The organism is Bradyrhizobium sp. USDA 3364, assembly GCF_054056355.1.
The window spans coordinates 2928092-2947756 of record NZ_JBSRYG010000002.1; the positions used below are offsets into that span (position 1 = coordinate 2928092).

A 19665-nucleotide genomic window follows, 5' to 3' on the forward strand; every position below is an offset into this window, starting at 1 on the left:
TTCGGCTCTTTGAGCCGCCCCGGAATGACTGGAGAGAGCCGCATTCGCGCCCAAGCAGGGTCGCGCCCGGCGCCGGTGCATCGCAGCGGCTTTCCGACTATATAGACGGCGAATACCCTCCAAGAAATTCCAGGAGTAACGCCATGACCCCGCCCGTTGCCGCACGCGCCACGCAATCTGCAGCATCCACCCTGCAAAGCCGGCTGAAGGACCCGTCGCTGCTGCGCGACCGCTGCTACATCGACGGCGCCTGGGTCGGCACGCCCGAGTTCGCCGTCAACAATCCGGCCACCGGCGCGGAACTGACCAAGATCCCGCAGCTCAGCGCTGACGATGCGACCAAGGCCGTCGAGGCCGCCCAGCGCGCGTTTCCGGCCTGGGCCAAGCTGACGGCGAAGCAACGTTCCAACACCTTACGCAAATGGTTCGACTTGATCATCGCCAATCGCGAGGATCTCGCGCTGATCCTGACCTCCGAACAGGGCAAGCCGCTGGCGGAAGCGCTCGGCGAGGTCGATATCGGCGCCGCCTATGTCGAGTTCTTCGCGGAAGAGGCGCGCCGGGTCTATGGCGAGACCATTCCGACCCAGCGTCCAGATGCGCGTCTGCTCGCGATCCGGCAGCCGATCGGCGTCTGCGGCGCCATCACGCCGTGGAATTTCCCGAACTCAATGATCACGCGAAAAGTGTCGCCGGCGCTGGCGGCCGGCTGCACGGTGGTGCTGAAGCCGGCCAACGAGACGCCGCTGTCGGCGCTCGCGCTCGCCGCGCTGGCCGAGAAGGCCGGCGTGCCGAAGGGCGTGTTCAACATCATCACCGGTGACGCGCCGCCGATCGGCAAGGTGCTGTGCGAGCATCCGGCGGTGCGCTTCGTCGGCTTCACCGGCTCGACCGAGGTCGGCAAGATCCTTTACCCGGCAGGCGTCGGTCGGCGTGAAGAAGCTCGGCCTCGAGCTCGGCGGTAACGCGCCGTTCGTGGTGTTCGACGATGCCGATATCGATGCGGCTGTCGAAGGCGCCATCGTCTCGAAGTATCGCAACATGGGCCAGACCTGCGTCTGCGCCAACCGTCTCTATGCCCAGGACAAGATCTACGACCAGTTCGTGCAGAAGCTCTCCAAGAAGGTCGCCGAGATGAAGATCGGCGACGGCACGGAAGCCGGCGTGACGCAGGGGCCGCTGATCAACATGGAGGCGATCGAGAAGGTCGAGCGGCACATTGCGGATGCCGTGAAGGGCGGCGCCAAGATCGTGACCGGCGGCAAGCGCTCCTCGCTCGGCCGCAGCTTCTTCGAGCCGACGGTGCTGTCGGACGTGCGGCCGGACGCGCTGGTGTCGCACGAAGAGACCTTCGGGCCGCTCGCGCCGGTGATCCGCTTCAAGGACGAGGCCGACGTGATCGCGATGTGCAACGCCTCGCCGTTCGGCCTAGCCTCCTACTTCTATTCGCGCGACATCGGCCGCGTCTGGCGCGTCGCGGAAGCGCTGGAGTCGGGCATGGTCGGCGTCAACTCCGGCCTGATCACGACCGAGGTCGCCCCGTTCGGCGGCGTCAAGGAATCGGGCCTCGGCCGCGAAGGCTCGCGCCACGGCATGGATGAATATGTCGAGATCAAATACGTGATGATGGCCGGTGTCTGATCGCCGTCATTATCCATTCGCTCGAGCCCGGCCCTGATTGAATCAGGGCCGGGCTTTTGCTGCCAGTCACGCGAGTCCCTGACCAATCTGTTCGACAAGCACTACTGGATCGGCAATCCAACCGGCTACGTGATCAGCGGCATGCCGCGGACGCTGTGGCTTTCGATGACGGTCGACTTCTAGGGCGCGATCCGGAAAAATGCACAGCGGCCTTCCCTCGCGGCAAACGCCAGGCGTTTTGCGCGGAGATCACGCCCAAACAACAAGGTGAAGCGCGATGAGAATTCACCCTGATCTCATCGGGACTTGGCTGACCGCCGATAGGTCATCGCCCGCCGGCGATCTCAATTTCCGATGGAGGACTGCCTCGGTGCGACCCACCGAAACATCCTTTGGCCGAATGCGGTACCGAGCCCGACGAAGAGCATCGCCGTGCCGAGATTCCACATCAGGATCATCGCCGTGGCGTCGATTGCATGAAAAAGAGACAGAGCGCTGGCGGCAATCGCGGCGACCGCGAGGCTGCCCATCAAGGTTGCTGCGGTCGGACGCAGAGGCGCCGCGTAGCGAAGCATCACCAGCATGGTGAGCGAAAGCGGCAGGCTGGTCAGCACGAGGGTAGCAAAGCAGCGCGCCGCCTCTCCTGGCACGATGCCTTCAGGGCCGACTCCGATCCATTGGGTCAGGCACTGGTAACCGATATTCGATAACCAGACGACCAGGGCTGGCAATGGCAGAAGCAGCCAGCGCCGTGGTCGGTCCGGAAGGCTCGCTTGGAACGCGGCGATTGCGGCCAGCGCACCGGTCAGCAGCGAGGACACCATGCTCAGTGCGAAGATCGGATCGTGCAGTCGCAACACGAGATCCTGACGAATGCCTTGGCTGACGGCGAGCAGTATCAGCACGAGACTCGCGAGCACGAGCCAGCAGGTGGCACGGACGATTGGCGGGCGCAGTCGCTTGACCGGTTGCAGGTCCCTGGCGAGCGCAGCGATGAGATCGGGCGTTTTCATCGATTATTCCCCGTCGCTTCGGTCGGTCAGCATCTTGCGCAGGTTCTGCAAGGCGCGGTGGGTCGCGACCTTGAGGGAGGCGATCGACAATCCGCTCATCGAGGACACTTCCTTCAACGACAGTTCCTTGAGCTTGAGCAACTCGATCGCCTTCTTCTGTGTGGGTGGAAGATTGTCGATGGCCCCTTCCAAGCCATGCTGATCGAGCTTCTCTTCAAGATTCGTTGCGGGCTCGGCAAAGGTTTCGTGTTCGGCAGTCAGTGGCCTCTCGCGGGCCTGGAGCCGGCCTTGCCGGCGCAGGCGGTCGATGAAGCGGCGATTGGCAATCGCAACGAGCCATGGGCCGAATGGCCGGGTGGGGTCGTAGGTATGTCGGATCGTATGGACGGTCAGGAGAACGTCCTGAACCGCGTCCTCGACATCGTCCGGATTGCGATGCCGTCGTGCTGCCAGGGTGCGCAGATATGGTGCCACTTCCTGCAACAGGCGGAGATAGGCCGCGCTGTCGCCGTCCTGGGCCCGCGCCATCAGAATGGTCCAATCCACATCGGGTATCGCAGGGCTTCCCTGATTGTCGTCCAGCCGCGGCGTGCCGAGGGCAGGTTCCGCCGGGCGATCGCGTCTGGCGACGATCCTCAGAGGCATGGGCTGAATGTGCGGTTCTCGGGTCATCGCCGGGACGCTTTCCATGCGCGCGGTACCCGTATGCGCGTGGGTCCGGATCTTCTCCACCTTGCAGGATGGGTCGTGATCATCATGAGGCCGCCCCTCCCGTTTTGCCAGCATGGCCCAGCCTGTCGAGCAGATGATCGAGCGAGAGGGGACCGGGGCCGAGCGCGACCACGGCGAGCGCCATGGCCGCCCAGGGCAAATGAAAGTTGGCCCAGCCGTCCGGAGCGACGAGCTGGATCACACCCGTCATGATGAGCAGGCCGAGCGCGGCCAAGCGCGTCCCGAGGCCAAGAACAAGCAGGATCGGGAGTACGATCTCGGCCATACCGGTGACGTGCGCGACGATGAGCGGGGCCGGGAAGTCGTAGACGCCGCCGAAGACGTGGAGTTTGAACTCCTCCTCGAAGAGGTAGGCTGCGCTTGGCGACAGTGACAGGAAGCCATCCCAGCGGGTGAGACCTGAGCGGAAAAAGGGAACGGCAAGTGCGACGCGAAGGACAGGCGGCGCGACGAGCAGGGCCAGCCGCCGGAGCTCGTTCAGGCTACGCCGCGCCATCTGGTCGATATTCGTGAGACTGGCGAACGCTCTAATCATGATAGTCACGCGCAAGCCGTTGCCACCGCTTCTCCGGTACGGCGATAGCCGACAACCGCGCCGGCCAGCAGAAGGCCCGAGAGATTGGCAGGAAGGTCGAAACTACTGTCGGATATGAAGGCGGCCTTCGTCGCTTCCAGAACGGATAGCCCGTCAAGGAGCGCGCTCAGGAAATCCGCACCGCCGTCCGGCAAAGCGCGCAGTTCGACGTCGGCCTCCGGCCGCGCGACAAGTGTATCTTCGCCGCCGGCATCGAGGTCTACCGGATGCGGAACGCCATCGCCGACATTCATGCGCCAGATGGTCAGAGCCGGGAAGCGGGAGCGGACGACGCGGACGGAGGGGTGAAGCCGGAGCTGAAGCGCCGGCAACGCATCCGGCGCAACGCCCAAGAGGATGGTTGGATCAATCGGAGCCGCATCGAAGGCGTGATAGGCTTCCGTCCAGGCTCGTTCGATACGGGCGATATCGGCCAGATATGGCAGGATGGTCGCCGGCTCGAACGCCTCGATGAAATCAGGAAAGCTTGCGCCGTAGCCGAGCATGATCGGTGAATCCGGGGGACTGCTCGCAGCGTAGATGCGGGCCATCGCACGGAAGAATTCCACGCCGACGATCCGGCAAACTGCGGGAAACGCAGCTTGCAGCGTGTCGATCAATCCAGCCACGACGTTGTTGCGATAGACAGCGAAGCGCCGTTCGCTCGGCTTACCATCAGGACCGATCAGGCCAGGCGGAATTGGCAGCTCGGGATCGAGCAACGCTTCGGCGAAGCGCCGTTGCCGTTCAGCGAGCCGCGGCATGACGCTGCTCCGAAGGCGTGCCGGTCAACATGGTCGCTTCCGCACGATCGGCCTCGGCCTTCAGCACCGGCCAGGTTGGTACATCGGCATCCCACTCGATCAAGGTCGGCGTCGGGCCGGCCCGCCGAACGGTATGGGCGAAGAGGTCCCAGACGATGTCGTCCACCGCGCGATTGTGCGTGTCGATGAGCAACGGGCGTCCCGCTTCGTCGGCTTCGTGAGTGTAGCCCGCGAGATGGATTTCCTGGACATGTCCGAGCGGATAGGCATCGATATAGGCCTTCGCATCCCATTGCTGATTGGTCGATGCGATATGGACGTTGTTGACGTCAAGCAGCAGGCCGCATCCGGTGCGCCGTACGGCTTCGGCAATGAAGTCGATCTCGAAATAGGTGCTCTCGGCGAAAGCGAGATAGGTCGAGGGATTTTCAAGCAGCATCTGGCGGCCGATCGTCGTCTGGATCTCGTCAATGTGCTCGCAGACGCGTACGAGCGTATCTGCAGTGTAAGGAAGCGGCAGCAGGTCGTTGAGGAAGGTGTCGTGCGATGACCAGGCTAGATGCTCGGAAAACAACCCCGGTTCATAGCGCTCGATCAGACCCTTCAAGCGCTCCAGGTGGTTCCGGTCGAGCGGCCGATCCGCTCCGATCGACAAGCCGACGCCGTGGATCGACAGCGGATAGCGCTCGCGGACCGCGGTCAGGTAACGATGCGGCGGGCCGCCTCCGCCCATGTAGTTTTCGGCATGGACCTCGAAGAAGCCGACATCGGGGCTGGTCTCGACGATCGTGCGGTAGTGTTCGGCCTTGAGCCCAACTCCGGCACGCGGCGCAACCGGCGTCGGCGGAATATGCGAAGACGACATCGCGGCCTCCGGTCAGAAAGCAGCGCGGGCGGACCCTGGCCCGCCCGCCAACGACGATGCTTCAGGCTTTCGGAGTCAGACTTCCGTTGCCCTTGGGTGTCGACATCGCGGTGCAGGTGCCATGAGGCACGAGCTTGAAGGCGTTACCTTGATAATCGGCCGTACTCGTGCCGGCGCACGTCGTTCCAGCGCCAGCATAGCAATCGTTATGCCCCTTCAGCGCAACTCCGAAGCATTTTTCCAGCTTCTCGGCGACCATTCTCTTCTGGTTCGCCTCCCGCATTTTCATCATATCCGCTTGGCTCATCGGCTTCATGGCATCCTCGGCGTTGGCGGAGACCGCCGCGAAGGAGCCGATGGCCGCGGCGAAGGCACCCGCGACTAGCGCGGGCAACATGCGATTCGACATTTTCATTCCTCCAATCAGAGATGGGCGATGCAGATACAAGCAGCCGCGCTGTCAGCGAACCGGTCACGGTGCGCCTGAAGGGAGGTTCGCTGGGAGAGACGAAAGGTTACGCCCTCATCGCGATTGATCGACTATCCGGCCATTTTGCAGCACCGGCGCTGCATTCTCCCGCGGGCGGAGCCGCGCCGGGCGGGTTGGGACGGCCTGACGTGGTTCGGATCGGCCCCACGTTGTTGCTATTGGCGGCGCCGCTTCGTCACACGCCCTTGTCGTTCGGATTGGCGACGGCGTCCTTCAGCGGCGTCGTCATCGGGAAATTCAGGTTCACGCTCTTCGGTGGAATCGGCCGCGTGAACCATTTGGCGTAGAGCGCCTCGAATTCGCCGCTCTTCATCATCGCGACCAGCGTCTTGTCGACCAGCGTCTTGAACTCCGGATCGCCCTTGCGGATGATCAGCCCGTAGGGCTCGGTGCGCAGGCTGTCGTCGATGATGCGCCAGTCCGCCGGGTTGCGGCTGCCTGCGATCAGGCTTGCCAGCAGAATGTCGTCCATTACGAAGGCGTCGCTGCGCCCGGTGGTCAGCGCGAGGAACGATGCGGCATGGTCCGCCGTCAGAATGTCCTTGGTCTGAAAATTCTTCTCCTGGGCGCGCGCGCTCAACAGTCCTATCGAGGTCGAGCCCGAGGTCAGCGCGACCGGCCGGCCGCCGAGATCTTCGAAGGTCTTGATCGGCGCGTCCTTTGCCACCACTGCACGGATACTCGACACGAAGATCGTGTTGCTGAAGGCGACGACCTTCTGCCGCTCCAGCGTGTTGGTCGCGGGACCGCAGACGATGTCGATGGTGCCGTTCTCGATCAGCGGTATCTGGGTGGAGAGCTGGATCGGCTGCAGCCTGGTCTGCACCGCCGGCAGCTTGAGCTCGCTCTTCACTGCGTCGACGATGCGCGCGCAGAGGTCCATCGCAAAGCCGACCGGCTTCTGGTTGTCGTCGAGATAGGAGAACGGGACCGACACGTCGCGGTGCCCGAGCCGGATCTCGCCGGCATCGCGGATCTTGGCCAGGGTGCCGCCGGGCGATTGGGCCAGCGCCGGGCCGGAGGATGCCGCTGTCGCAAGAAAGGCGAGTAAAATCAATCGCTTGATAGTTGACCTCATCAGGCTCTCGCGGCTAGCAGCAAAACTGGATACGATCGAGCATGATTTTATACACATGATTGCATAATCGGCAATACGATTTTATACAATCGTGACATCGTCGGATATTCTGGATCGACCAGCAAGAGAGACGCCGGATGGAACCTGCAATCGCCACCAGCCAACGAGGGGCCGGACCTCACGGTTCCGCGCCGGATGCCGTGCGCGAGGCGCTGCGGGCTGCGATCAGCTCGGGCGAGCTCGCGCCCGGCTTGCAGCTGCGCCAGGACGAGCTCGCCGCGCGGTTTGGGACCAGCCGGATTCCGGTGCGTGAGGCGCTGCGCCAGCTCGAGGCCGAGGGCTTCGTCACCTTCCTGCCCAACCGCGGCGCTGTCGTCTCCGACATGTCGATCGACCAGGTGATCGAACTGCTCGAGATCCGCATCGCGCTCGAATGCCACGCGCTGCGATTGGCGATCCCCGCGATGGGTGAGATCGATCTCGATGCGGCGACGAAAATCCTCCGCGACTACGACGCCGAGCCTGATCCAGCGCGATGGGGCGCCTTCAACTGGAAATTCCACGCCACGCTCTACGCGCCGTGCAATCGCCCGCGGCTGCTCAGCATGATCGAGGCAAATTACGGCCATGTCGGCCGATTCACCCGGGCGCTGGTGTCGCAAGCGACCGGCAAGGAACGTCTGCAGCGCGAGCATTACCGGCTGCTCGAATTCTGCCGCGACGGCGAGGTCAAGAAGGCGGTCCGGCTGCTGCGTGATCATATCGAGGAGACGCAGAAGACGCTGCGTTCGGCGCAGCGCCAGGCGTTGCGCGATGTGGGTGAAGGACGCCCGGCCTGATCGCCATCAGACACTTCAGACAATCACCGGCTCCGTTCGAGCCGTAGGAGAATATGCGTGAAGACCAATGACGTCGAAATTCTGGTGATCGGTGCGGGCATCGTCGGCATCGCCACGGCCTATTACCTCGCCGTTCAGCACAAGCGTTCGCGTCTCCTGATCGTCGATGAAGGGCAGCCGATGGCATTGACCTCGGCGCAGTCGGGCGAGAACTACCGCAACTGGTGGCCGCATCCGACGATGGCCGACTTCACCAATCATTCGACCGACCTGATGGAGGAGATCGCGCGCCGCAGCGACAACCGCATCCACATGACGCGGCGCGGATACCTCCTGGTGACACGCGAGGAGAAGCCCGGGGAGCTGTTGCAGCAACTCTATGCCGGCTACGGCGAACAGGCCACAAAGCTGATCCGCCTGCATGAGGGGGAGAGCCGCGGCTACCTGCCGCCGCATTCGGCGGACTGGCAGCGCGCGCCCGACGGCGTCGACGTTCTGCTCGGCCGCGATCTGATCCAGACCCATTACCCGGCATTCGACAAGAAGGTCTCGACAGCGCTGCACATCCGCCGCGCGGGCGACATCAGCGGCCAACAGCTCGGCCAGTACATGCTGGAAATCATGCGGCCGCTTGGCGCGCAGTTTCAGCAGGCCAGGGTCGTCGGCATCGCGAAAGCCGATCGCTTTACGGTCGATGTGCTGGCCGACGGCGCGCGGCAGACCATCAAGGCCGACATCATCGTCAATGCCGCGGGGCCGTTCGCGGCGCAAGTCGGGGCGATGCATCGCGAGGCGTTGCCGATCGTCAATGTGCTGCAGCAGAAGATCGCGTTCGCCGATCACAACCGCGTGGTCGATCGCAAGATGCCGTTCGCTATCGATCTCGACGGCCAGACGCTGGCCTGGTCCGATGACGAACGCGAAGAACTGGCGGCTGCGCCGGAATTTGCGCAGCTGCTGGCACCGATGCCGGGCAGCATCCATTGCCGGCCCGACGGCCGCGATCACGGCGAATGGATCAAGCTCGGCTGGGCCTTCAACGCCGAGCCGACCACGGCGCCGCTGCGCGAGCCGGAGCTGAACCCCTATTTCCCCGAAGTCGTGCTGCGCGCCGCGAGCCGGCTGCAGCCGCGTCTCGCGCAGTATCTCGGTGCACTGCCGCGCGACCGCGTGCATTACGGCGGCTACTATCCGATGACGAAGGAAAACTGGCCGCTGATCGGGCCTGCGAAAACGCCGGGCGTGTTCCTTGCCGCCGCGCTGTCAGGCTACGGCACGATGGGCGCCTGCGCCGCCGGCGATCTCTGTGCCCGCGCCGTCGCCGGTGCGCCAGCGCCAGCCTTCGCCCGCAGCCTCTCGCTGGCGCGCTATCAAGACAAGGCGTTGATGGACGAGCTTGCGGCGAGCGCAAGCCGCGGGTTGCTTTAGTTCAGTCTCACCTTCCTAGCCCGGATGAGCGAAGCGAAATCCGGGACGGTCTCTTCGCATAACCTCCCCTTTTCAAGGGGAGGTCGCTTTGCTCTTCAGAGCAAAGCGGGTGGGGATCAACTCTCTCCACATACAGCGTCGCCTGCGGCTGAACCCCCATCCCGGCCTTCCCCCTTTTCAGGGGGAAGGAGAAGGCAGGCGATCGTGTGTGTTAGCTGTGGCCGACCTCGCTGCCGAAGGCGCCGTGACGGCCGACGCCGGAGGCAAAGCGCGTTGCACCCGCCAGCGTTTCGCCCGAGGTGATCACCTCGAGGCCGCCGCGCATCTCGTTTTTGATCGCCTCCTCCTCATCGAGGTCCCATTGCCGCAGCGCCGACAAGCGGTCGGCGCGCATGCAGTTCTGCGGGAATTTCGCGATGTCCTTGGCGAGTGCGATGGCATGCGCGCGGGTCTCGCCCTTCGGCACCAGCCGGTTGGCGAGCCCCATGCGATGCGCCTCCGCGCCTGTGACCGGGCGTCCGGTGAGGATCAGATCGATCGCCTGCGAATGGCCGATCAACCGCGGCAGGCGGATGGTACCGAGATCGATCAGCGGCACGCCGAAGCGGCGGCAGAACACGCCGAAGGTAGCGTCCTCGGCGACCACGCGCATGTCGGCCCACAGCGCGAGCTCCATGCCGCCGGCGACCGCAAAGCCTTCGATCGCGGCGATGACCGGCTTCGAGAGCCGCAGCCGGCTCGGACCCATCGGCGCGATCGTGTTGTGGCCGCCGACCTCGCGCTTCTTCTCGGGATCGCCCGCCGCCACCGCCTTCAGATCGGCACCGGCGCAAAAGTAACCACCGGTGCCGGTGAACACCGCGACCGATGCGCCCGCATCGGCGTCGAACGCGAGAAACGCGTCATACAGTTTCCGCGCGGTGGCGCCATCGACGGCGTTGCGGTTGTGCGGGCGGTTGATGGAGATGATGGTGACAGGACCGTCGTGCTCGACGAGCACGGTATCGGCATCGGACATGGGTCGCTCCCTGGGGCTGTTCCTTGTTGTGCCCGGAGAGTGACATCAGTGGCGACGCGCACGCAATCCCGCGGTGGAAGGCGCAATTCCGTAGGGCGGGCAAAAAAGGAGACGCGTGTCCTTCTCTCCCCGTCATCCTGAGGAGCGCGTAGCGCGTCTCGAAGGATGCACGGCCTCACTGGTGGCCGCCGACCCTTCGAGGCTCGCTTTCGCGAGCACCTCAGGGTGACGGTGATAGATCGATTATGAGGACGGCAGTCTGCAAATGCGACTGGCTAGATCTTCAGCTCGCTTCCGGTCACGCGCCGATACGCTTCGAGATACCGCTTGCTCGTCGCATCCACCACGCTCTCCGGCAGCGGCGGGGCCGGGGCGTCGCCGTTCCAGCGGCCGGCGCGGCGCTCGACGTCGAGATAATCGCGCAGCGGCTGCTTGTCGAAGCTCGGCTGCGGCTGGCCGGGCTTGTAGGCGTCGACCGCCCAGAAGCGCGACGAATCCGGCGTCATCACCTCGTCGATCAGGATGACGCGGCCGTCCTTGTCGCGGCCGAACTCGAATTTCGTATCCGCGATGATGATGCCGCGGGCGCGGCTGGTCTGCTCGCCGTAAGCGTAGACATCGCGCGCCATCTTCTCGAGCGTTGCGGCGACGTCGGCGCCGACAATCTCGCGCACGCGGCTAACCGTGATGTTCTCGTCATGGCCGGCCTCGGCCTTAGTCGCCGGGCTGAAGATCGCGGGCGCGAGCTTTTGGCTCTCGACCAGGCCCGGTGGCAGCTTCTCGCCGGCAAGCGTGCCCTCGGCGGCGTATTCCTTCCAGGCGGAGCCCGAGATGTAGCCACGGATCACGCATTCGATCGGAAACACCGTGGTGCGCTTGCACAGCATCGCGCGGCCGAGAATGTCGGCACGATGGTTCTTCAGTTCCGGCACCGCGCGGATGATCTCGTCGGCATCGGCGCTGATCATGTGATGCGGCACGGTGCCTTCGAGTTGCCGGAACCACCACGCACTGATCTGGGTCAGCACCGCGCCCTTCATCGGAATGGTCTCCGCCATCACCACGTCGAACGCCGAGATGCGGTCGGTGGTGAGCAGCAGCACGCGATCGTCGCCGACGGCGTAGATATCGCGCACCTTGCCGCGGCCGATCCGGGGCAGGGGCAAATCGCTGGATAGCATCGCGGTCATGGGCGTGGGCTTTCTCGGTAGTTTTGCAAAGACGAGCGCCCGCACGAGGCGTGCGGGCGCCATAGATTATCACAGGAAATAGCTCACTCCGGCAGCGGAATGAACTCGTGTTCCTGCGGAACCTGCGCGAAACGTCCGGTTTTCCAGTCCTGTTTGGCCTGCTCGATCCGCTCCTTCGAGGAGGAGACGAAATTCCACCAGATGTGGCGCGGCCCTTCCAGCGCGTCGCCGCCGAGGAACATCATGCGGGTCGGCCGCAGCGTCTTCACGGTGATGTGGTCGCCGGGCCGGAAGATCAGGAGCCGCGGCCCCTCGTGGCGGTCGCCCGCGATCTCGACCTCGCCGTCGACGAGATAGATCGCGCGCTCCTCGTGATCGGGATCGAGCGGCACCGAGGTGCCGGCCTGCGCGGTCACTTCAGTATAGAACCAGGGCGAGACCATGCTGACCGGCGAGGTGATGCCGAAGGCCGAGCCGGCAATCACGCGCGCGGTGAAGTCGCGCTCGGAGATCATCGGCAGGTCGCCCGCGCCGTAGTGCTGGAACGAGGGCGCGATCTCCTCCTTGCCCGCCGGCAGCGCGATCCAGCTTTGCAAACCGAGCATCTTCTGGCCGTCGCGGCGCTGCACGTCGGGGGTGCGCTCGGAATGCGCGATGCCGCGGCCCGCGGTCATCAAATTCATCGCGCCGGGCTGGATCTCCTGGATGTTGCCCTCGCTGTCGCGGTGCATGATGCTGCCGTCGAACAGATAGGTGACGGTGGCGAGCCCGATATGCGGATGCGGCCGCACATCCATGCCCTTGCCGGCGAGGTACTGCACCGGGCCGAAATGGTCGAAGAAGATGAACGGCCCGACCATCTGCCGCTTGCCATGCGGCAGCGCGCGGCGCACTGCAAAGCCGTCGCCGAGATCGCGGGTGCGCGGCACGATGATCAGATCCAGCGCGTCGCAGGTCTTGGGATTGCCGAGTTCGGGATCGGTCGAGGGCTGCCAGCTCATGTCGGACTCCTTAGCAGTGGTGTGGCGATCATACTCCAATCGTCGTCCCGGCCAAGCCAACGGGTCACGCGAACGCGCGTCCGCGCACTAGGCAGGGACGACAGAGATACTTCTGGCGCGTGCGGGCGCGTGATAACAGAGCAATCTTGGAAACCGGAGATCCTCATGGTTTCGCCGATCAAGCCCGGCGCAAAATTGTTGCAGGTCGATGGTCCCGTGATCGAGACCGCGCGCCTCATCCTGCGGCCATGGCGCGCGTCCGATATCGCCGAGAATACGCGGATGCTGTCCGATCCCGAGACGGCGCGCTTCATCACGCCGGATCACCAGCCCGTCACGTCGGAGCTGAAGGGCTGGCGCAACGCCGCGGTCATCTCCGGCCATTGGGTGCTGTACGGCTTCGGCATGTTCGCGGTCGAGGAGAAATCCTCCGCCCGCTATATCGGCCGTGTCGGCCCGTATTGTCCGCCGGAATGGCCGGGCTTCGAGGTCGGCTGGGGCATTGCCAAGGAATGCCGCGGCAAGGGCTACGCCGTGGAGGCCGCGCGCGCCGCGATCGACTGGGTATTTGCCAACTTTACCCTCGACCGCATCATCCATTGCATCGATCCGGCCAACGTAGCGTCACAGGCCGTGGCGCGGCGGCTCGGTGCGGTCAACGAGGGCCCAGGCAGGCTCGAGGGCGATGTCGTCGATATCTGGGTCACGACGCGCGAGCGCTGGCGCCGCGATCCGGCTTGAAAAACCCCGCCTGAGCGACGATTGTTCGGCTGACCCGGAGATCCTTTCGACCGATGACATTGGCCGCAACCGAACTCTGCCTGCGCGCCGCCGCCGTGACGCTGCTGCTGGTGCTTGCGGCTTCGATGTTCGCGGATTTCCGCAACGTGCTGGCCGGGCGGCTCGTGATCGCCTTCGCGCTCGGCGCGGCCGCACATGCGGTGACCGCGTCGATTGGCGCCGGGCCGCCGATCTCGGTCTGGCACGCGCCGCTGATCGCGCTCGCGACCGGCGGCATCGTGGTGTTCTGGCTGTTCACCCGCGCGCTGTTCGATGACGCCTTCGCCCTGCGCTGGTGGCACGGCCTGATCTGGGCCGCGGTGGTGGCGTTCAGCTTCGTCAATTGCATGTGGATCGCGCCCGGCGGCCACGCGCAGGTGGCGATTACCACGGTCAATCTGCTAGTGCTCGTCTTCATCGTGCTTGCCGTGGCGCAGACCATCGGATCATGGTCGGCGGATCTGGTCGAGCGCCGCCGTCGTGTCCGTGTCTTCATCGTCGCGGCCTCTGCGCTGTACGGCGGAATGAACGCGTTGCTGCAGATCGCCTATGCCGGCAGCCGCGTAACCGTGGAGTGGGCCAATTTGCTCAATATGGCCGTGCTCGCCGCCATCGTCGCGGCCATCACTTGGTCGATGATGCGCGTCGATGGCGCCGATCTGTTCGCCGCGCCGGTCGAGCCCCTCATTGCCAATGCGCAGTCGGCCGCGATGGGGGAGGCCACCGACCAGAAGCTGGTCAATGCCCTGATGCGCCTGATGGCGGACGAGCGCATCTACCGCCAGGACAACGTCACCATCGGCACGCTGGCGACTCGGCTGAAGATTCCGGAGTACCGCTTGCGGCGCCTGATCAATCAGCGGCTCGGCTATCGCAATTTCAACGTCTTCCTCAACAACCACCGCATCGAGGAAGCCAAGGCCGCGCTCGCCGATCCCGCCCAGGCCGAAGTCCCCGTGATCACCATCGCCATGGACGCCGGCTTCCAGTCCCTCGGCCCCTTCAACCGCGCCTTCAAGGCGACCACCGGCGTGACGCCGACGGAGTACCGGAAGCTGAAGGCGAGCGCGGCTTAAGGGACCGCCTGTAAGGGACGCACCGGCGACAGGGTTCCCTCCCCCCTTGCGGGGGGGGTTAGGGAGAGGGGTAACCCGCGGGTGGTCTCTCAAACTCCCTTGCGATGATGCGCAGGGATCCTGCGCCGACGCCGCTCCCATCGAGCGTCTCGCCCGGGGCCACCCCTCTCCCCAGCCCTCCCCCCCAAGGGGGGAGGGAGCCCAACCGGTCCTAACCGGCTACATGGGTAACAGAATAGACCGGCGACATGGGTAACAGGTCAACTGATCGGCGAGGAGGGCCTTGCCGATGGGATGGACGGAGACCTGTGCAGTGGAAGAACGGATGCGATTTGTGGTGGCGGTGGAGAAGCACGAGGAATCATTTGCGGCGGTGTGCCGGCGGTTCGGGGTGAGCCGCCGTGTGGGGTACAAATGGCTTACGCGTTTTGAGCAGGAAGGCGCCGGTGGGCTGTTCAACCGGTCGCGGGCTCGGCTGCATCATCCGCAGAGCATAGCCGAGGGGATCGCCGAGCGTTGCCTTGAGGTGCGTCGGGCGCATCCGACCTGGGGGCCGATCAAGGTGCGCGCCTTTCTTGAACGGAAGTCACCGCGGACGGCATGGCCTGCGGCGAGCACGATCGGGGAACTGTTCGACCGCGAAGGACTGACGGTGAAGCGCAAGCTGCGCCGGCGCGGGCCGCCCTCGAACATGCCGTTTGCGACGTGCGCGGCGGCCAATGATGTGTGGTGCATCGACTTCAAGGGCTGGTTCCTGACCGGCGACGGCAAGCGATGCGAGCCGCTGACGATCACCGACGCGTACAGCCGCTATCTGCTGCGCTGCCAGGCTCTGGCGCGCACCGACACGGATCATGTCTGGCCGGTGCTCGATGCGGCGTTCCGCGAGTTTGGGTTGCCGCACTACATGCGTTCGGATAACGGCTCGCCGTTTGCCTCGCGTGGTGCCGGTGGGTTGTCGCGGCTGTCGGTCAACCTGATCAAGGCCGGCGTGACGCCGGAGCGCATTGCGCCGGGCAAACCTCAGCAGAATGGCCGCCATGAGCGGATGCATCTGACGCTGTTGCAGGACACCGCCAATCCGCCGGCTCCCACCATGCGCGAGCAGCTCAAGCGCCTCCGCAACTTCCAGCATCTCTACAATGAGGAGCGTCCGCACCAGTCGCTCGATAACGCTACGCCAGCCGACCGTTACCAGGCCTCCTCACGCCGCTTCGACGGTGTCTTGCGCAAGCCGGAATACGATGACCAGGACGTCCGCTCGGTCCGGCACAACGGAGAGATCAAGTGGCTCGGCAACACGATCTACATCAGCGAAGCGCTGATCGGCGAACCCGTCGGCCTGGCCGAGGATCAGGACGGTTGGATCGTCAGCTATGGCCCGATCGAGCTCGGCACGATCGCTCATCGTGGGGACCAGCTTCGCAAGCCCAAACGAACGACAAAAGGCTGTGGACTTGAGGACAACGCTCCGCGTTGCCCTCAGGGTCCACAGCCTCAACAACAACAGACCTGAACGAAACGAGAATTGTGTTACCCATGTCGTCGGGTTGAAGTGTTACCTAAGTCGCCGGTTGCTCAAACCTTCCTGCTCGCCTCACGAAGGGGCCTAGCGATTTTCAAAATGCTGCTGTAATCACGCGACAATTCCGAAATCGGCCAGCGTCTTCCAACCTTCAGCTAGCCCGATTTCCAAATCCGGCGAGCGTTCCCGCGTTCGGCCCAGCTTCCTCCCGCCACGCAATCTCGCATGCCGGAGGACCCTCGTGACCCGTCGAAAGCTCATTCTCATCCTCGCCGCCACATCAGCCCTCGGCGCGCTGGGCTGGTCCGCCGCCCGCGCCCGCGACGTGCCCAAGGTGGCAACCGGATTTGTCGCCAACATCCTCTGCTCCGAAACCTTCGTCAGCGGCCTCGATCCAAGGCGCGATTTCACCGAGACCACGGAGGCGATGCCGGGGGTGGGCCTGATCACCTGGGCGATGGATTACCAGGTCGATCGCACGCGCAGGGACGTCACCGTGACGCTGTTCGGCCTCGGCCGCAGCCACGCGGTCTATCGCGAGGGGCTCGGCTGCACGCTCGATCATGGCGCGGCGCCGGCCGACATCCCGCTGCCGCCGATGCAGCCGCAGGCCGCGTTGCTGCCCGAGATCGCCAGTCCCGCCATCGTCGCGCCGCAGAGCCCGCCGCTCGCCGCCGCGCTCGACCGCGCCTTCGCCGAGCCGGCGGAGCCGCCGTTCCGCCACACCCGCGCGGTCGTCGTGATGAAGGACAGCCGCATCATCGCCGAGCGTTATGCCGACGGCATCGGCACCGACACGCCGCTGCTCGGCTTCTCCGCGACCAAATCGGTGATCTCGGCGCTGATCGGAGTCCTGGTGCGTGACGGCAAGCTGGCGGTCGATCGGCCGGCGCCGATCGCGGCCTGGCAGGATCCGAACGATCCCAGGCGCGCAATCACGGTCGATCAGCTGTTGCGCCACACCGCGGGCCTCGCGCTCGGCAGTTCGCTGCAGGCTTCGCTCGCCTCAGCGCTCGAACCGGTCAACCGGATGAAGTACACGGAATCGGATATGACCAGCTATGCCGAGAGCATTCCGCTGGAAACGGCACCGGGCCAGGTCTGGAACTATCACGACGGCAATTTCATCATCCTCTCGCATCTGATCCGCGACGCGGCGGGCGGTCAGGCCGCCGACGTGCTGCGCTTCGCGCGCCGCGAGCTGTTCGATCCGCTCGGCATGCGCAACGTCGTCATGCAGTTCGATGCGGTGGGCACGCCGGAAGGATCAGGCGCGATGATGGCGAGCGCACGCGATTGGGCGCGGTTTGGCCAACTCTATCTCGATGACGGCATCGTTGGCGGCAAACGCGTCCTGCCGGAGGGCTGGGTGAAGTACTCGGCGTCGCCGACGCCGAACGCATGGGTCGGCATCGGCGCGGGCTTCTGGACCAATCTCGGCGACAGTTTTGGCGCCAAGTATCGCGTCGGGCACGGCTGGCCGCGCGACGCGTTCTTCGCCAAGGGCACGATCGGGCAGTATGTGATTATCGTGCCGTCACAGCGCCTGGTCATCGTGCGGCTCGGCCGTTCGCCGAACTCGCCGCCTAGGGCGGACGGTGTGTTTGATCTCGTTAGCGATGTCGTCGCGGCGACCGCGACAGGCGCGCGGCTCGCGGGCGGCAATTGACCGGCACGTCACACACCACCCGCGCGGTCGTGAATTGAATCTCCGCGTGAGGAATTTTCTGATGCCGCGGCGCATCTCGCAGGAGGTGCGCCACAGTTTCTTGAAACGCGCGTCAGCGGAGACCATCATGCCCAAAGCCTACTGGATCGTGCACGTCACGGTGCACGATGAAGCCCGTTATCCCGAATACCTCGCCGCCGCGATGCCGGTATTCGAGAAATACGGTGCCAACTTCATCGTGCGCAATGGCCCCTACGAGGTGATGGAAGGCGCAACGCGCCAGCGCAACTTCGTCATCGAGTTCAAGGATCGCGCCACCGCGATGGAATGCTACACCTGTGCGGACTATCAGGCTGCCAAGGCGATCCGGCAGAAATATTCGGACGGGGATTTTGTGATCATTGATGGGCCGGAGCAGGTGGATCCTTGATCCTACCCTCCAGCGGAGGATGAAATCGACACCGCGTTGTTCGACATCATGAATCGAGAACCATCCCCATCGTCGTCCTGACGAAGGCCAGGACGACAGCGGTGGATATCGCGCGCCCTCGCCGGCGGCGCTGCCTACTGCCGTCCCAGCTGCGTCGCCTTCTCCACGCGATCAAACCGCTCCAGCGTCAGGATCGCGTCGGCGAGTTGGTCGGCGCGCTTGTCGAGTACCGGGCGGGCCAAGGTCAAGAACTTCTGCTGCATCGCCTGCGCGTCGGGGAACGAGGTCGGCTCGCCGGAGGGATCGGCGTAGAGGCGCTCATGCACGCCGTCGTCGGTCGTGATCGAGACGCGGGCGCCGAACGGATGGGTACGGCCGACCTCGAGCCGGTCGTCCTGCACCACGTCGAACTTGTCGGCGAGCGCGTCGATCGCCTTGTCGCCGAGCCGGTCGTAATCGTCCCAGCCGAAATGGCCCTGGTCGAGAGCGATCGCGCCGGTGAAGAACATCGAGAACTGGCCGCCGACCACCGAAGTCGGGTGGCGCTTGGTGGCGGCATCGCCGGTCAGCGTGATGCCGTTGCGGTGCAGGCCGACCTCGACCTTCCTGATCTGGTCCGGCGTCAGATTGTGCTCGCGGCGCATCGCGATCAGCGCATCGATCGCGGCATGGGTGTAGCGGCAGCTCGGATAGGGCTTTACGCCGATCTTCAGTGTCTCGTAAGTGCTGCCGAGCCCGGCCACCGCCTTGTCCGGATGTGCATCGTCGCTGTAGCCGACCAGGAGGCCGTGCTTGCCTTCGACCGCTTCGCTCGAACCGACGAAGTCGTTGCGCGCCAAGGTCGCTGCGATCACGCCGTTCATCGCGGCCGCGCCGACCTGGTAGCGCTTGTTCCAGGCGCCGTTGACCAGGAATTGCAGCGAGCCCGCGGCCTGGCTGCCGGAGACGCCGAACGCGGAAATGATCTGCTGCTTCGACAGCCCGAACAGCTTGGCCGCGGCCGCCGCGGCGCCATAGGTGCCGGCGGTCGCGGTCGGGTGAAAGCCGCGGGCGTAATGCGAGGTCGGGTCGAGCGCGTTGCCGAGCCGGCAGCAGACCTCGTAGCCGGCGACGATCGCGGTCAGCACGTCGCGGCCGGAGGCGCCGACCATCTCGCCGACCGCAAACGCCGCGGGCACCACGGGCGCGCTGGGATGCAGCGAGGAATCGGCGTGGGTGTCGTCGAAGTCGAGCGAATGGCCGAGCGCGCCGTTGAGCAGCGCCGCCACCGCGGGCGTCCAGGTCTTGGTGTCGCCGAACACGGTGGCCTCGCCCTTGCCGTCGAGCGCCAGCGCCTCCAGCATCTTCATCAGCGACGGGGTGGATTCCGCATCGCGGCGGGCGCGGATGGTGCTGCCCAGGAAATCCAGCGTCAAAACCTTGGCGCGCTCCAGCACCTCCGGCGGGATGTCGGAATATTTCAGGTCGGCGACATAGGCGGCGAGCGTTGCGGTTTCGTGGGCCATCGTGTTTCCTCAATTTTGCGGCGCAGGGTAGGCGGGCAGGTTTGGCC

Annotated in this window: 17 protein-coding genes and 2 pseudogenes; 8 read left to right on the forward strand and 11 right to left on the reverse strand. The window is 64.9% G+C overall.

Annotated elements, in window-relative coordinates:
- Positions 1 to 143 precede the first annotated feature (143 nt).
- Positions 144 to 1641: pseudogene (locus ACVILL_RS13720) on the forward strand (NAD-dependent succinate-semialdehyde dehydrogenase).
- Between the two features lie 344 nt (positions 1642 to 1985).
- On the opposite strand, the gene ACVILL_RS13725 reads toward ACVILL_RS13720, so the two are convergent.
- The 7 genes from ACVILL_RS13725 to ACVILL_RS13755 form a co-directional block, all read right to left on the reverse strand.
- Positions 1986 to 2654, reverse strand: coding sequence for an NrsF family protein (locus tag ACVILL_RS13725; RefSeq protein WP_456729521.1), 669 nt, complete (start codon positions 2652 to 2654; stop codon positions 1986 to 1988).
- 3 nt (positions 2655 to 2657) lie between these two features.
- Positions 2658 to 3440: a sigma-70 family RNA polymerase sigma factor gene (locus tag ACVILL_RS13730; protein ID WP_456729522.1), complete on the reverse strand. Its 783-nt coding sequence runs from the start codon at positions 3438 to 3440 to the stop codon at positions 2658 to 2660.
- Positions 3409 to 3921 carry a DoxX family protein gene (locus ACVILL_RS13735; protein WP_456729523.1) on the reverse strand — a complete coding sequence of 171 codons (513 nt, stop codon included), beginning with the start codon at positions 3919 to 3921 and terminating at the stop codon, positions 3409 to 3411. The genes ACVILL_RS13730 and ACVILL_RS13735 overlap by 32 nt, the downstream gene beginning before the upstream one ends.
- Before the next feature lie 5 nt (positions 3922 to 3926).
- A complete protein-coding gene (locus ACVILL_RS13740; RefSeq protein ID WP_456729524.1) occupies positions 3927 to 4724 on the reverse strand; it encodes an HvfC/BufC N-terminal domain-containing protein in 798 nt (265 codons plus the stop codon).
- On the reverse strand, positions 4708 to 5589 hold the full coding sequence (gene bufB / locus ACVILL_RS13745; protein ID WP_456729525.1) for an MNIO family bufferin maturase: 882 nt from the start codon (positions 5587 to 5589) through the stop codon (positions 4708 to 4710). Before bufB ends, ACVILL_RS13740 begins: the two co-directional genes overlap by 17 nt.
- 61 nt (positions 5590 to 5650) lie before the next feature.
- Positions 5651 to 5998, reverse strand: a complete 348-nt coding sequence (locus ACVILL_RS13750) for a BufA1 family periplasmic bufferin-type metallophore (RefSeq protein WP_456729526.1) — start codon at positions 5996 to 5998, stop codon at positions 5651 to 5653.
- Between the two features lie 256 nt (positions 5999 to 6254).
- Positions 6255 to 7157 (reverse strand): amino acid ABC transporter substrate-binding protein, encoded by a 903-nt coding sequence (locus ACVILL_RS13755; protein ID WP_456729527.1) that lies wholly within the window; start codon positions 7155 to 7157, stop codon positions 6255 to 6257.
- A 137-nt stretch (positions 7158 to 7294) separates the two neighbouring features.
- Between ACVILL_RS13755 and ACVILL_RS13760 the strand changes: the two genes are divergently transcribed.
- The gene (locus ACVILL_RS13760) at positions 7295 to 7996 is read left to right on the forward strand and encodes a GntR family transcriptional regulator (protein ID WP_456729528.1); all 702 of its coding nucleotides are present in this window, start codon (positions 7295 to 7297) and stop codon (positions 7994 to 7996) included.
- Between the two features lie 57 nt (positions 7997 to 8053).
- A complete protein-coding gene (locus ACVILL_RS13765) occupies positions 8054 to 9424 on the forward strand; it encodes an NAD(P)/FAD-dependent oxidoreductase (RefSeq protein ID WP_456729529.1) in 1371 nt (456 codons plus the stop codon).
- A 211-nt stretch (positions 9425 to 9635) separates the two neighbouring features.
- Here ACVILL_RS13765 and ACVILL_RS13770 read toward each other — a convergent pair whose 3' ends face one another.
- From ACVILL_RS13770 to ACVILL_RS13780, 3 genes are all read right to left on the reverse strand, one after another.
- Complete coding sequence (locus tag ACVILL_RS13770; RefSeq protein ID WP_456729530.1) at positions 9636 to 10442, reverse strand: crotonase/enoyl-CoA hydratase family protein; 807 nt, start codon at positions 10440 to 10442, stop codon at positions 9636 to 9638.
- Positions 10443 to 10717: 275 nt separating this feature from the next.
- Positions 10718 to 11632, reverse strand: coding sequence for a phosphoribosylaminoimidazolesuccinocarboxamide synthase (locus tag ACVILL_RS13775; protein ID WP_456729531.1), 915 nt, complete (start codon positions 11630 to 11632; stop codon positions 10718 to 10720).
- Between the two features lie 83 nt (positions 11633 to 11715).
- Positions 11716 to 12633 (reverse strand): pirin family protein, encoded by a 918-nt coding sequence (locus ACVILL_RS13780; RefSeq protein WP_456729532.1) that lies wholly within the window; start codon positions 12631 to 12633, stop codon positions 11716 to 11718.
- A gap of 165 nt (positions 12634 to 12798) precedes the next feature.
- Between ACVILL_RS13780 and ACVILL_RS13785 the strand changes: the two genes are divergently transcribed.
- From ACVILL_RS13785 to ACVILL_RS13805, 5 genes and pseudogenes are all read left to right on the forward strand, one after another.
- Positions 12799 to 13374: a GNAT family N-acetyltransferase gene (locus ACVILL_RS13785; protein WP_456729533.1), complete on the forward strand. Its 576-nt coding sequence runs from the start codon at positions 12799 to 12801 to the stop codon at positions 13372 to 13374.
- Between the two features lie 53 nt (positions 13375 to 13427).
- Positions 13428 to 14489: a helix-turn-helix domain-containing protein gene (locus tag ACVILL_RS13790; RefSeq protein WP_456729534.1), complete on the forward strand. Its 1062-nt coding sequence runs from the start codon at positions 13428 to 13430 to the stop codon at positions 14487 to 14489.
- A gap of 289 nt (positions 14490 to 14778) precedes the next feature.
- A pseudogene (locus ACVILL_RS13795) lies at positions 14779 to 15891 on the forward strand (integrase core domain-containing protein); the annotation flags it as partial.
- Between the two features lie 364 nt (positions 15892 to 16255).
- Positions 16256 to 17683 carry a serine hydrolase domain-containing protein gene (locus ACVILL_RS13800; RefSeq protein WP_456729535.1) on the forward strand — a complete coding sequence of 476 codons (1428 nt, stop codon included), beginning with the start codon at positions 16256 to 16258 and terminating at the stop codon, positions 17681 to 17683.
- A 127-nt stretch (positions 17684 to 17810) separates the two neighbouring features.
- Positions 17811 to 18113, forward strand: coding sequence for a DUF1330 domain-containing protein (locus ACVILL_RS13805; RefSeq protein WP_456734260.1), 303 nt, complete (start codon positions 17811 to 17813; stop codon positions 18111 to 18113).
- Between the two features lie 134 nt (positions 18114 to 18247).
- Here ACVILL_RS13805 and ACVILL_RS13810 read toward each other — a convergent pair whose 3' ends face one another.
- A complete protein-coding gene (locus tag ACVILL_RS13810; RefSeq protein ID WP_456729536.1) occupies positions 18248 to 19618 on the reverse strand; it encodes an MmgE/PrpD family protein in 1371 nt (456 codons plus the stop codon).
- Positions 19619 to 19665: the final 47 nt, after the last annotated feature.